Origin of the sequence: Stenotrophomonas maltophilia, assembly GCF_001274595.1 — a bacterium.
In the GTDB taxonomy this organism is placed as follows: domain Bacteria; phylum Pseudomonadota; class Gammaproteobacteria; order Xanthomonadales; family Xanthomonadaceae; genus Stenotrophomonas; species Stenotrophomonas forensis.
The window spans coordinates 3,612,885-3,626,512 of record NZ_CP011010.1 but is presented as its reverse complement, the minus strand read 5'-3'; the positions used below and the strand labels follow the sequence as shown (position 1 = coordinate 3,626,512).

Below are 13,628 nucleotides of genomic sequence, written 5' to 3'. Positions count from 1 at the left end.
GAAAGCCGCGGCACCGCCGCGGCTTTTTTCTTGCGTGCCATCCACATATTGCCGGCGGCACAAAGAACAACGGCCCCTTGCGGGGCCGTTGCTGCATCAGCTGATCAGTGGATCGATCAGAACTTCTGCTTGTACTGCATGTACATGTAGCGGCCCGGCAGGTCGTACTGCGGGTCGAACATGTTGGCGCGGACCGAGTAGGACACCGGCGGATCCTTGTCGAACGCGTTGTTCAGACCCAGCATGATGGTGCCCTTCCACGGGGTGTTGTAGCGAACCTGGATGTCGTGGTAGGTGGTCGACGCGATGTGGTTCTCGCCCTTCGCACCGTCGGAGCAGTACGGGAAGGTATCCGGGTCCTGGGTCGGGCTGAACGGGCATTCTTCGCGCATGCCGGACTTGTAGCGCAGGCCCCAGTTGACGCCGAAATCACCGTAGCTCCAATCCACATACAGGTTGGAGCGGATGCGCCAGTACGGATCCTGGTCGCGGTAACGGCCCTGACGGCCTTCAACCGGCGAATCCTGGGTCGACTTGGTATCCCACTTGGACAGATAGGTGCTGTCCCAGCTGATGGTGAACTGGCCGAACGAGGTCTCCGGCAGGCGGTAGGCCAGGCCCAGATCCCAACCTTCCACCTTGTACGATGCCAGGTTCTGCAGCGGCATGTTGACGTTGGTGATGGTGTAGCGCTGGTTGACGGTGCCGTAGTTCGGATCACGCGTGATCAGGCCGCAGTAGGCTGCCTGCTGCTGCGGGGTGCCGCCGTAGCAGTAGCTCATGATGTCCTGGATCGCCGGGCGGGTGATCGCGTCTTCAACCTTGATCTGCCACCAGTCCAGGGTAACGTTCAGGCCGGTGACGAAGCTCGGGCTCCACACCAGGCCCAGCGTCTTGCTGGTCGAGGTTTCCGGCTTCAGGTTCGGATTGGCCTGCCAGGTGAACGGCACAACCGTCTGCTTGCGGCCCGCACCGGCGCCCGGCTGAATGAAGTTGGCCGGGACGCCCTGTGCGGCACACTGTGCGGCAACCGCACCGGTACGCAGGCCGGCGTTGGACGAGCAGGGATCGATGTAGGTCTCGAAGGAGTCCGTGTCGCCGCGATACAGGTTGTTGATGCTCGGCGCGCGGAAGCCCTCGGAGTAGTTACCGCGGATCATCAGGTCGTCGATCGGCTTCCAGCGGAAGCCGAACTTGTTGTTGGTGGTGTTGCCGAAGTTGCTGTAGTCGGAGTAGCGCGATGCCACGCTGAAGTCCAGCAGCTTGGCGCCCGGCAGGTCCGCCAGCACCGGAATCGACAGTTCCACGAAGAACTCGTTCAGATCGTAGCCGCCCTTGGTCGGCGCCGCACCGTTGCCGGTGCTCAGGCCCGAAGCAATGAAGGCGTCCGGATCGAACTGACCGGTTTCCTTGCGGTACTCGTAACCGGCAGCGAAGCCCAGCGCACCGGCCGGCAGCTGCACGATCTCACCGGAGATGTTGGCGTAGTAGCCCTTCGACACCAGGCTCGCCGAGTCGTGTGCGGTGAACGAGGTGTAGTCCAGAGCTTCCTGCGAGATCGAACCCAGGCCGCCCAGCGGATTGATCGGCACGCAGCCGGCAATGACGGCACCCGCCGAATTCAAGCAGACCGGCTTGCCATCGCGCAGAGCCGACGGGCCATAGGCCTCGGCCAGACGCTGCCTGTTGAACAGGCCGTAGGTCAGGTCGTTCTGGTCGGTCTTGTCGTAGCGGTAGCCGACGTCCCAGTCGAAGTTGCGATCGGCGAACTCGAAGAAGCCTTCGAAGCCACCGTAGAAGTGCCAGTTCTTGACGTTCTGGTTGAACGAACGACCGCCGGATTCATTGAAGCGACGATTGACGCCGGTCAGTTCGACACCATACGGGTTGTACATGCTAGCCGCGCTCAGGCGCTGGCCGGTCACCGGCATGGAGGCCAGCAGCTGCTCGGACTTGCGCTCGTTGTACATCGCCTCGGTACGGAAGGTGATGTTGTCGGTCACGTTGTACGAACCCAGCACGAACAGCGAAGTGCGCTCGTTCGGGGTCAGCAGGTAGTTGTCCGGCGCGGTGTTGTAACCGTGGACGTTCGCATCGAACGGGGTTTCAACGCCATTGATGATGATGTACTGGTTGCCGTTGCGAACATAGCTGCCCGGGATGCCGGTTGCGCTCTGGCCACTGAAGAACGGCGGGCCACCGGCGGAGATCTTGCGATCGCCGGCCATCACGGACTTTTCGTTGACGTAGGACGCGCCGACGGTGATCGAGGCGCGGTCGGTCACGGTGCCCAGGGTGAAGTCATACGCTTCACGCTCGCCGTCGCCATCGCTGTACTGGCCCTTGTAGGCGTTGACTTCAGCACCATCGAAGTTCTGCTTGGTGATGATGTTCACCACGCCGGCGATGGCGTCCGAACCGTAGATGGTCGAGGCGCCGTCCTTCAGGATGTCGATGCGCTCGATCATCGCGGTCGGGATGGTGTTCAGGTCGACGCTGCCGTCCAGGCCGGTGGTCCAGCGGCGGCCGTTGACCAGCACCAGGGTGCGCTCGGAACCGAGGTTGCGCAGGCTGACGCCGGCCGAGCCGTCACCGCCGTTGTTGAACGTACGGTTCAGGGCGGCACCGTTGGCGGCGACGCGCTGCAGGATGTCGGCGACCGAGGTCACGCCCTGCTTTTCGATGTCGGCGCGGGTCAGGCTGAGCACCGGCTGCGAGGTTTCGATGTCGGTGCTCTTGATGCGCGAACCGGTGACCGAGATGCGGTCCAGGTTGGTCGCTTCCTGAGCCTGGGCGGTGGCAGTGGACGCCACACCGGCAACGAGCGCGACCAGGACGGCGTCGCGCAGCTTGTTGGACTTGAAGTTCATTGGCTCTCTCTCTCCAAGAAATCTTGGCTGGGTGATTGCCTGCGTACGGAGCGAAAAGGCGCTCCAAAAAACGCGAGGCTGAGCCGATAGTACTGGTGCGTTCTCAAAAATTAAAGGTGTGTTAATACAGGCCGTGGCAGGGCTGAATACGATAGGGGTAGGCCGTTGACGTCATTGAATTCAATGACTTGAGGTCGTTCTTGCCCAGCTCGCCAGTACTTCGTTAGTTTCATGTGAAAGAAAATATTTCGGTTGTTGCAGCGCGCAGGCGAAAGAATTCTGTCTGTCCATCGTCCATTCAGCATTGCTGCGGCGCAAAAAAAGAACGGGCGCCCTGCGGCACCCGTTCCCATTCAACCCCGAATTGTGAGCCCGCCGGTGATGTCCGGTCAGAGGTCCTGCTCGTAGCGGACGTACGGCACGGTGCCGTCGTCATTGCTTTCATTGCGCGGCGAGAACGGATTCTTGCCGCGGCTGATCACGTTCTCGGCGCCCACAGTGAGCTGGCCGGACCAGGGGGTACGCCAGGTCAGCCCGATTCCCAGGCCTTCCCACTTGCCAGGCTTGCCCGGCACGTCGACGACACGCCCGATGATGCTGCCGGTGAAGTTGCCGTAGCCGGCGCCGATGCTCAGGCTCTTGCTGTCCCAGCGATCGACGATGGCCGGTGAGGCATCAGCCAGCGGTACCAGGCGGGCCTTGGCATAGGTGCCGGCGATGGAGACGAAGCCCTCGCGGCCGATGTTCTTCTGCGCGAACACGGTCAGGTCGTTCTGCTCGGCGCGCAGCGAAGGGGTCTTGTTCGGGCCTGACAGCCAGGCCGGCAGGGTTTCACGGCCGGTACCGGCGGTGATGCCCAGGCGGCTGTTGCCACGGTTCAGTGCGGCGGTGCCGGTGAAGCGGCGGCTGTTGAGGTCGTCATCGTCGCCGAGGCTGGCCAGCATGCAGTGACTGGCCAGGCCGCTGATGCTGGTTCCACTGCTGCTGTTGCAGAGCAGGCCCAGCGAATCGCCGGAGGACAGGCCGAAGGCCGCATCCAGCGAGTTGCGGCCGAAGTGCCAGCGGGCGCCGGCCGCCTGTTCGCCGGTGGGTTCCAGATACAGCAGGGCCTCGACCTTGCCGCTGCCCTTGTTCCACACCGGCAGCACGGTACGGGTGTCCTTGCTCTGCGCATGCGCGCCCGCAATCGCGCCAAGGGCGATCAGCAGGGCCAGCGGTAGACGCAGGAAGGTACGCATCGGACCAGTTCAGACAGGGATGAACAACGGAAGTTCCCGCGGAAACGGGAACTTGATCGTAGGGTGTTTATGAATTCTTAACAAGCCTTGATCCCCCCAGATGCAAGACCAGCCGATTACTGAAGCCGTTCAGGTGCCGGCACAGTCCCCTCGGCACCGTGGAACAGTATGCCGAACTCCGTCAAAGGAAAGTGATACTCGCGCCCGCAGAATTCGCAGCGAACCTCGACCGCGTTGGTGGCCTCGGCGGCGGCACGGGCTTCGTCCTCGCCCAGCGACTGCAGCATCGATGCGACCCGTTCACGCGAGCAGGAGCAGGCGAAGGACAGCGGCTTGCTGCCCATCAGCTCGGGCTTCTCTTCGTGGAACAGGCGGTGCAGCAACTGCTCGGCCGGGGTGGCCAGCAGTTCGGCCTTGCCCAGGGTCTCGAACAGGGCGCTGGCGCGGGCCCAGCCGTCCTCGTCACCTTCGTCGCCCGGCAGCTTCTGCAGCAGCAGGCCGGCGGCGCCGGTGCGGTCGGCGGCCAGCAGCAGGCGGGTGGGCAGCTGTTCGGACTGGCGGAAGTAGTCCTCGAAGGCTTCGTCCAGTTCCGGTGCGGTCAGGCCGACCAGGCTCTGGTAGCGCTGCGGTTCGCGCGGGTCCAGGCCCGGGTTCTCGATGGTGATCGCGAGCAGGGCGTCATCGCCCAGGCTGGACAGGTCGCGCGGCGCGTCGGCACCGTCGCTGAGCTGGGCGATGCCGCGCAGGGTACCTGCGGCGGTGCATTCGGCGAACAGGGTGCGCAGGGCGGTGCTGCTGCGCAGCTGGATCGACAGGCGGCCATCGATCTTGGTGTGGCCGGTGAACAGCGCCGAGGCCACGCAGGCCTCGCCGAGCAGTTCGGCAGCGGTATCCGGGTACTGGGCGTGGGACAGGATCTCCTGCCAGGTGGCCTGCAGGCGCACGTGGACGCCACGGACGCCAGCGTCGGGCAGCAGGAAGCGGATCAGGGAATCGGAGTTGGCGGTCATCGGCTCACATCGCGCGTAAACGGAGGCGGTTGCCGGATAATGCGCCGACAACCAGACAGAAGAAGGATGCACCAGTAATGGGGGCAGCGGGAGAGCAGCACAAGGTCGAGGCCGGGGCGGACGTGCCTCGGCGCAGGCGCTGGCGCTGGAAGCGGCTGCTGTGGCTGCCGGTGCTGCTGGCCGCCTTCAGCTGCCTGCAGGTACTGGTACTGCGGTTCATCGATCCGCCCGGGTCCATGGTGATGCTGTGGCGCTACGGCGAGGCGCTGGGCGAGGCGGACTGGTCCTATCGGCTGCACTACCAGTGGCGCGACCTGGACCAGATGGCGCCCAGCCTGCCGATCTCGCTGGTGGCGGCGGAGGACCAGCGCTTTCCCGACCACAATGGTTTCGACCTGCAGGCCATCGAGAAGGCGCGCGACCACAACGCAAAGGGGGGCCGCCTGCGCGGTGCCAGCACGATCAGCCAGCAGGTGGCCAAGAACCTGTTCCTGTGGCAGGGCCGCAGCTGGGTCCGCAAGGGCCTTGAGGTCTGGTACACGGTGCTGATCGAAGCGCTGTGGCCGAAGGAGCGCATCCTGGAGATGTACGCCAACATCGCCGAGTTCGGTGATGGCGTGTATGGCGCGCAGGCCGCGGCGCAGAAATTCTGGGGCAAGGACGCGGCTCGGCTGAGCCCGGCCGAAAGCGCGCGGCTGGCGGCGGTGCTGCCGGCACCACGGCGCTACAACGCGGCGGCGCCGGGGCCCTATGTACAGCGGCGTGCGGCATGGATCCAGCGCCAGGCGCGGCAGCTGGGTGGGGCGGCGTACCTGTCGGAGGAGTGAGGAGGCGGCCTGCCGGGTCTGCAGGCGGCGGCCCGCATGCGTGCCGGCAACGTACAATCCGGGCATGACCCGTGAACGGCTTACTTTTGTCATCGCCGCCTACAACGAGGCCCTGGCACTGCCGTTGCTGCATCCGCGGTTGTGCGCGGTGCTGGATGGCATGCCCGACATCGAAGGCCACATTCTGTATGTGGACGACGGCAGCCACGACGACACCTGGCCGGTGATCGCCGGCCTGGCCCAGGCCGATGCGCGGGTCTCGGCGCTGAAGCTCTCGCGCAACTTCGGCAAGGAGGCCGCGCTGACGGCCGGCCTGGACCTGGTGCGCGAGGGGGCGGCGATGATCCTCGATGCGGACGGCCAGGATCCACCGGAGCTGGTGCCGCAGTTCGTCGCGCGCTGGCGCGAGGGGCACGACAACGTCTATGGCACGCGCATGGCCCGCGATGGCGAGGCCTGGGTCAAGCGCGCCACGGCGGCGATGTTCTACCGGGTGATGGGGCGCCTGTCGCGCACGCCGATCCCCGCCGACACCGGTGACTTCCGCCTGTTGTCGCCTCGCGCGCTGAGCGCACTGCGCGAGATGCGCGAGCGCCATCGGTTCATGAAGGGCCTCTTCAGCTGGGTCGGGTTCAAGCGGGTGGCCGTGCCCTATCACCGCCATGCGCGCGTGGCCGGCACCAGCAAGTTCAGCCTGTGGCGGCTGTGGAACTTCGCCCTGGAGGGCATCACCGGTTTCTCGACCGTGCCGCTGCGGGCCGCCACCTATCTGGGGCTGGCAACGGCGGCGGTGGCCTTCGTGTTCGGCCTGTGGGTGATCGTCAAGGCGGCGCTGTATGGCGACCGGGTGGCGGGCTGGCCGACGATGATGGCGGTGATCCTGTTCCTGGGCGGGGTGCAGCTGATCGCGCTGGGCCTGATCGGCGAGTACCTGGGGCGGCTGTATGAAGAGTCCAAGCAGCGCCCGCTGTACCTGGTTGACGCATGGCTAGCATCCACCGTGGCAGACTCGGCCCTGCAACCCACCCTCGGAGGGCAGGCGGATGACCACGGTACGGCAACTGTTGGACGGCAAGTCTCCTGAAGTACACGCAGTCGCACCGGATGCGGCGGTGATCGATGCGATCCGGTTGATGGCGGAAAAGGGTATCGGCGCGGTGCTGGTGATGGATGGGCCGCGACTGGTCGGGATCCTGTCCGAGCGCGACTACGCACGCAAGATCGTGCTGCGGGATCGTTCGTCGCGCGATACGGCGGTGGCCGAGATCATGACGGCGCAGGTGGTGACGGTGTCGCCGGGCGAGCAGGTGGAGCACTGCCTGCAGCTGGTGACCGATTTCCGTATCCGCCACCTGCCGGTGGTGGAGGGCGCGCAGGTGCTGGGGGTGATTTCCATCGGTGACCTGGTGAAGTCGGTGATCGATGCACAGCGCAGGGAGCTGGATCAGCTGCAGCAGTACATCGTGGCGGGATGAGTTGTTCGCTGGCGGGCCTGCGGCCCGCCGGCCCGCTTCTCGAAGCTCAAAGTCAACGCCAAAGCCAAAGCCAAAGCAGCGCCTTCCTGATACGTTGGGAGGCGGAGGGCGCGGCTGGGCAGGACACGCCGTAAACCCATCCATGGGGGCTCGATGGCGCCATCCATGGCGCCAACGGTCCTGCCCAGCCGCACCCTCCGCCTCTGGACACGTTCCCGCGAGCGCGGTGCGTTTCAGTGCCGATCCCCCGCTCCTGGTAGATGCCAACCTTGGTTGGCATTGGCTTTTGATTCTGCTCATTCTTTTGACTTTGAACTTCGCTCTCGTTCCGCGCGCGCAGGAAACTGTCCGGAGCCGGAGCAAGGCGGCAGGCAGGACCGTGAGGCGCATGGATGCGCCGACCGAGCCTACAGGGACGTATTTACGGCGTGTCCTGCCTGTCGCCTTGCTCCGGCTCTACGCGCGGAAAAACGAGGCGCCGCGAACAAACGCTCTACTTCGCATACTGCCCACCGCAGTCGGTATCCTTGCCCGGCCCCAGTTCGATGGTCGCCAGCAGCGCCGCCGGCGGGGCGATGCTGCCCAGCGCCAGGGCCACCGCGCCACGAATGCCCAGCGCCTTGAAGTCCGGCCGGAACGACGGATCCTTGAATGTGCCGGTGATGTGCAGCGGCGAGCGCAGCACCAGGATGCTCTTGTCCTTCGGGCGCGGCTTCAGCAGCAGGTCGAGGGTCTCATCGCGCAGGCTGACCGTGCCCTCGCCGATGATGATCGTATCGGTGGTATCCACCGCCAGCGCCTGGCTGGTCATCAGCCCGTCGCGCACGCCGAAGTCGGCGAAGGCGCAGCGCAGGGGAATCTGTTTGTCGCCGGTCACCAGGAATTTCAACGACTCGGTGACATCCAGCCCGGCCAGTTCCATCACCAGGTTGCCGACATGGCCGCGGCCCATCGCCAGGCCGACCTTGCCGCTGCTGCTGCCCAGCATCGCGGCGATCGAGTTGCCACGGCCGCTCAGGTCGACTTCGCCGCCGATGCCGCCCTTGGCCTGCTCGGCCAGTTTTGCATCCGGGAACAGCTGGCCCAGCTGCACGCCGCGCACGCTGGCTTTCAGCGCGGTGCTGATCTGCGCCTGACGTGCATCCATGCGGATCGTGCTGCGGATATCGCCGCCGGCCACGCCGAAGTTCAGCGGGTCCAGCCGCAGCACGCCGTCATCCAGCAGCAGGTGCGCATCCATGTCGTCCAGCGGCAGCGAGGGTGCGTTGATGCGATGGGCCTTCCAGCGCACGTCGGCATCCATCGCACGCAGCTTGCCGAGGTTGTAGGGCGTGTCGGGCAGTACCCGGGCACGGGCGGCGATACGCGCGGCCTCGGCCTTCTGCTCGGCGTTCGCGGTCTCGCCGCTGCCGGTCTTCGGTGGTGCACCGACGAAGCCGGCCAGATCGTCGAAGTCCAATCGCCGGGATTCGAGCGTGGCCGTCAGCCGCGGGCGTGCACCGCCGACGTCGAACTGCAGGTTGCCACCGAGATCGCTGTCGCCGACCTTGCCGGTGAACTGCTCGTAGCGCCAGGTGTCGTGGTCGCGCTTGAGGCGGCCATTCAACGCGTACGGCGGCGAGGACGGAATGGCGATGCCGAGCAACGGGTACAGGTCGGCCAGGTCCTGGCCACTGAGTGCGAACTGCAGGTCGAACACGCGCAGCTGGAACGGATTGGTAAGCGTGCCGCTGGCCACCGCGTGGGTTGCCCCGGCGCGGCCATCGAGGTGGATGCGGAACGGGTGGTCGCTGTCGGTCAGCTGCAGCGGTGATTCGGTGCCGCCGCGCAGGGTGAACGGATTGCCCTGCCAGCGGCCCTTGCCCTGCACCAGCAGCGGCGGTGCGGCATCGGCCTGTTTCGGCTGGCCGCTGCGCACATCCAGCCGGATGTCGGTGCGGCCGAGCGCATCCAGGAACTGCAGTCGGCCGTCATCGATGCGCAGGCGCTTGAGCTGGAGGCCCGGCCCGCCGGCGCTGTCACCGAGGAAATCCCAGTTGCCCGGCTCGCCCTTGCGCGGGGCCGTTTCCAGCAGGACGTCCGGCCGGGTCAAGCGCACTTCGGGCAACTGCACGCTGCCACGCAGCAGCGGCCACACCCGCACGTCGATCTCGACGCGATCGGCGCTGGCCATGTCCGGCTGCTTTGCCCAGCTGGCATTGGCGAAGGTGATCGCGTCGGCGCGGATCGTGCTGGTGCGGCCGAGATCCACATCCAGGTGGCCGATGTGCAGTACCCGGCCGGTACGCGCCTGCACGGCGCGTTCGACCGGCCCCTTGAACCAGTTCCAGTCCCACAGTGCGATCAACAGCAGGACCGCCGCCAGCAGGAAGATCAGGACCGTCAGCCAGCGCCGGCCGCGCGGGCCGGGTCGGCGGAGGCGCCAGCGGGAGGTGCGCGATGTGGCGGGGGAGGCGGCAGCATTCACGCTGTCATGGTTGCCCCCTCATCGTGGACGGGGCGCGAAGCACCCATGTGCGCGGTGTGCACAACCCGCGCGCGGGCCCCTGTCTTACAGCACCTGCATGGTGACCGCGACGAAGTGGCAGACGCTGCCGCCGATCACGAACAGGTGCCAGATCGCATGCGAATAGGGGATCGATTCGCGATGGTAGAAGTAGGTGCCCAGGGTGTATGACAGGCCGCCGGCCAGCAGCCAGCCCAGCGTCCAGCCGTCGATCGAGGCCAGCATCGGCTTGACTGCCACGATCACCAGCCAGCCCATGGCCACGTAGATCGCGGTGGACAGGCGCTTGAAGCGGCCGGTGTAGAACAGCTTGAACACCACGCCGGCCAGGGCCAGGGTCCAGATCGCCGCGAACAGCCCCCAGCCCCACGGACCGCGCAGGCCGATCAGGGTGAACGGGGTATAGGTGCCGGCGATCAGGACGTAGATCGCGCAGTGGTCGAACACCTTCAGGCGACCCTTGGCGACCGGGTGCTGGATGGCGTGATAGAGGGTGGAGGCCGTATACAGCAGCAGCAGCGCGATGCCGAACACGATGGCGCCGGCCAGCTGCCAGCCATCACTGTAGATGGCGGCCAGGGTGATCAGTACCGCGCCCGCGCCGAGGGCGAGCACGGCGCCCAGGCCGTGGGTCAGGGCGCTGGCGATTTCTTCGCGGATCGAAGCAACGGAAGTCGTGGACATGGCGTAGGCATCGTTCGCGGGGAGGGGGACCCGCACCCCTCTATCATCGCCGCGATGGGCGGCGCATGCACGCCCATCACCGTATGGTCGGTGAATCCCCGCGTTGCGCGGATGCGGCCGCGATCAGCAGATCCACGCCATGCGTGGATGAACCGCCGCGGGGCCCCTTGCGGTTCAGCTTGCCGACACCGTATGCGCCGCTTCGCGGGTGGCCGAGAAGCGCACATCCGGAGAACGTTCCTGCGCCAGCTGCAGGTTGACCCGGGTCGGTGCCAGGTAGACCAGGTGGCCGGCCGCATCCAGCGCCAGATTCAGCGCATTCTTCTCGCGGAACTCTTCCAGCTTCTTCTCGTTGCTGCAGTGGACCCAGCGTGCGGTGGTCACGCTGACCTGCTCGAACGTGGCTTCCACGCCGTACTCGTCCTTCAGGCGGTAGGCGGCCACGTCGAACTGCAGTACGCCCACCGCACCCAGGATCAGGTCGTTGCTGGTGAGCGGACGGAAGAACTGGGTTGCACCTTCTTCGGACAGCTGGGCCAGGCCCTTCTGCAGCTGCTTGAGCTTGAGCGGATCGCGCAGGCGTGCACGGCGGAACAGTTCCGGGGCGAAGTTGGGAATACCGGTGAAGGTGACCGCTTCGCCTTCGGTGAAGGTATCGCCGATGGAGATGGTGCCGTGGTTGTGGATGCCGATCACATCGCCCGGCCACGCTTCGGCGGCGATTTCACGGTCGCTGGCCATGAAGGTCAGGGCGTTGGCCAGCTTCATCTCCTTGCCGGTACGCACGTGGAAGGTTTTCATGCCGGCGCTGAAACGGCCCGAGCAGACGCGCATGAACGCCACGCGGTCGCGGTGCTGCGGGTCCATGTTGGCCTGGATCTTGAACACGAAGCCGGTCAGCTTGTTTTCTTCCGGTGCGATCTCGCGGCCGGTGGTGGAGCGCGCCTGCGGTGACGGCGCATGTTCGACGAAGAAGTCCAGCAGCGGCTGCACGCCGAAGTTGTTCACGCCCGAACCGAAGAACACCGGGGTCTGCTTGCCGGCGCGGTACGCGTCCAGGTCGAAGGGGTGGCTTGCGCCCTGCACCAGTTCCAGTTCGTCGCGCAGGTCGGCCAGCATCTGCGCACCGATCTTCTCGGCCAGGCCGGGGGCATCGATGGACGGGAAGATGGTCGAGTCCTGGCGGGTGAAGTTGCGGCCCGGTTCGTACAGGTGCACTTCGCCGGTCAGCAGGTGCACCACGCCCTTCAGGCGCTGGCCCATGCCGATCGGCCAGGTCACCGGGGCGCACTGGATGCCGAGCACGGTTTCCACTTCATCCAGCAGCTCGATCGGGTCCTTGCCCTCGCGGTCGAGCTTGTTGATGAAGGTCATGATCGGGGTGTCGCGCAGGCGGCACACTTCCATCAGCTTGATGGTGCGCTCTTCCACGCCCTTGGCCACGTCGATCACCATCAGCGCCGAGTCCACCGCGGTCAGCACGCGGTAGGTGTCCTCGCCGAAGTCGGCGTGGCCGGGGGTGTCGAGCAGGTTGACGATCTTGCCTTCGTACGGGAACTGCATCACCGAGGAGGTGACGGAGATGCCGCGCTCCTTTTCCAGTGCCATCCAGTCGGAGGTGGCGTGGCGGGCGGCCTTGCGGCCCTTGACCGAACCGGCCATCTGGATCGCGCCTCCGAACAGCAGCAGCTTTTCGGTCAGCGTGGTCTTGCCGGCGTCAGGGTGGGAGATGATGGCGAAGGTGCGGCGACGCGACGCTTCGTTGGCGACTTCGGACATGGCAGTGGCGCCCGCCCGGGGCGCTTTTCAAAGAGATAAGCGCCCGATTATACCGGCCGGCGCCGGTCAGCGCCCGATGCCGCCGTCGGCCCCGGCCTGGCGGGCGAACTGCAGCTGGCCCTGCGCGGCGAAGATGCGCACCGGCACCGAGCGCAGGCCCATTCCGCGGTTGACCTGCACCACGAAGTGCAGGTGCGGGGCACTGCTGTAACCACTGTTGCCGGACAGGCCGATCGGCTGCCCGGCCTGCACTGCCTGGCCGCGACGTACGCGCATGCCACCGGCCTGCAGGTGGCCATACAGGGCCATGCTGCCGTCGCTGTGCAGCACGCGGATGAAGTTGGCGCGGGCAGCATCGCGTTCGCGGTCCTGCCCGTTGCCACGGAAGCCATCCTGGATCTGCATCACCGTACCCTCGCGCGCGGCCAGCACCAGGGTGCCCTCCGGCAGTGCGAAGTCGACCGCCTCGCGGTTCTCCTCGTCATCGTGGCTGAACCGGCCCTGCGGCGCCTGGTCCACGCGCAGGCGGGCGGCCTCGAAGGGCAGGCGATAGGCGACATCTTCGGCCTGTGCGGCCGGGTTGCCCGGCACCGACTGCAGGCGCAGATCGAGCATGCGGCCATCGATCGGGGCGGGCAGATGGCCGACCACCAGGCTGCTGTCACCCTGCAGCAGTGATTCGACCGGGAGACCCTCGACCGGGTGTCCCGGCGCCGCGCGCAGTTCGATCTGCAGCGGCCCCGCCAGCCCGTTGTCGATCCGCGCCTGCCATTGTTCGCCCACCGGCTGCAGGCGCAGTCGAGCCATCGGCGTGGCATCCCGGGCCGATTCCCCAGCGATGGCGGGGGCGGCCTTGGGCACCAGACCCCAGCCCTGGCGCCAGTCGCCTGCATGGGCCGTCGCGCTCGCCAGCAGGCACAGCAGCAGGCAGGTCAGGGGCAGGCGTGGCATCCGTGGTTCCGGTCAAAAGGGGCCGCCGGGACTGTACCCGATCCTGAACGGGACGACCGGGACGGCCTCCGCAGAGTTCATCTGCAAATATCCATCGCTTTATCCGCATGAAGGGATTGACAGTGCTGGAAAGGGCTGGCATCGTGGCCCCACCATCGAGACCGGCAGAGGGACAGGCCCTTTGAAGCCGGGGCAGCCCGCAGGCGCGCAAGCGACTGCGTAGGTGCCAAATCCTGCGGGGACCGTGGCGTCCACCGAAAGATGGTTCGAACCATGCACCCCACGTGC

Annotated in this window: 10 protein-coding genes and 1 riboswitch; of the genes, 3 read left to right on the top strand and 7 right to left on the bottom strand. The window is 66.2% G+C overall.

What is annotated here, in order from left to right:
• Positions 1-116: 116 nt before the first annotated feature.
• The 3 genes from VN11_RS16610 to VN11_RS16600 form a co-directional block, all read right to left on the bottom strand.
• Positions 117-2,870 carry a TonB-dependent receptor plug domain-containing protein gene (locus VN11_RS16610; protein WP_053450531.1) on the bottom strand — a complete coding sequence of 918 codons (2,754 nt, stop codon included), beginning with the start codon at positions 2,868-2,870 and terminating at the stop codon, positions 117-119.
• 389 nt (positions 2,871-3,259) lie between these two features.
• Positions 3,260-4,108 (bottom strand): hypothetical protein, encoded by an 849-nt coding sequence (locus tag VN11_RS16605; protein ID WP_006464105.1) that lies wholly within the window; start codon positions 4,106-4,108, stop codon positions 3,260-3,262.
• A 116-nt stretch (positions 4,109-4,224) separates the two neighbouring features.
• The gene (locus tag VN11_RS16600) at positions 4,225-5,118 is read right to left on the bottom strand and encodes an Hsp33 family molecular chaperone HslO (protein ID WP_053450530.1); all 894 of its coding nucleotides are present in this window, start codon (positions 5,116-5,118) and stop codon (positions 4,225-4,227) included.
• A gap of 77 nt (positions 5,119-5,195) precedes the next feature.
• Here VN11_RS16600 and mtgA point away from each other — a divergent pair, with 77 nt between their 5' ends.
• The 3 genes from mtgA (at position 5,196) to VN11_RS16585 (ending at position 7,420) form a co-directional block, all read left to right on the top strand.
• Positions 5,196-5,945, top strand: coding sequence for a monofunctional biosynthetic peptidoglycan transglycosylase (gene mtgA, locus VN11_RS16595; protein WP_006464101.1), 750 nt, complete (start codon positions 5,196-5,198; stop codon positions 5,943-5,945).
• A 64-nt stretch (positions 5,946-6,009) separates the two neighbouring features.
• Positions 6,010-7,029: a glycosyltransferase family 2 protein gene (locus VN11_RS16590; protein WP_053450529.1), complete on the top strand. Its 1,020-nt coding sequence runs from the start codon at positions 6,010-6,012 to the stop codon at positions 7,027-7,029.
• On the top strand, positions 6,989-7,420 hold the full coding sequence (locus VN11_RS16585) for a CBS domain-containing protein (protein WP_053450528.1): 432 nt from the start codon (positions 6,989-6,991) through the stop codon (positions 7,418-7,420). Before VN11_RS16590 ends, VN11_RS16585 begins: the two co-directional genes overlap by 41 nt.
• 493 nt (positions 7,421-7,913) lie before the next feature.
• Here the strand turns inward: VN11_RS16585 and VN11_RS16580 are convergent, their stop codons facing one another.
• The 4 genes from VN11_RS16580 to VN11_RS16565 form a co-directional block, all read right to left on the bottom strand.
• Positions 7,914-9,887, bottom strand: a complete 1,974-nt coding sequence (locus tag VN11_RS16580) for an AsmA family protein (protein ID WP_053450527.1) — start codon at positions 9,885-9,887, stop codon at positions 7,914-7,916.
• Positions 9,888-9,971: 84 nt separating this feature from the next.
• Positions 9,972-10,610 carry a PAQR family membrane homeostasis protein TrhA gene (trhA, locus tag VN11_RS16575; RefSeq protein ID WP_005418403.1) on the bottom strand — a complete coding sequence of 213 codons (639 nt, stop codon included), beginning with the start codon at positions 10,608-10,610 and terminating at the stop codon, positions 9,972-9,974.
• 174 nt (positions 10,611-10,784) lie between these two features.
• Positions 10,785-12,389, bottom strand: a complete 1,605-nt coding sequence (locus tag VN11_RS16570; RefSeq protein ID WP_053450526.1) for a peptide chain release factor 3 — start codon at positions 12,387-12,389, stop codon at positions 10,785-10,787.
• Between the two features lie 66 nt (positions 12,390-12,455).
• Positions 12,456-13,340 carry a M23 family metallopeptidase gene (locus VN11_RS16565; protein ID WP_053450525.1) on the bottom strand — a complete coding sequence of 295 codons (885 nt, stop codon included), beginning with the start codon at positions 13,338-13,340 and terminating at the stop codon, positions 12,456-12,458.
• Between the two features lie 149 nt (positions 13,341-13,489).
• Positions 13,490-13,608, top strand: a riboswitch (SAM riboswitch).
• Positions 13,609-13,628: the final 20 nt, after the last annotated feature.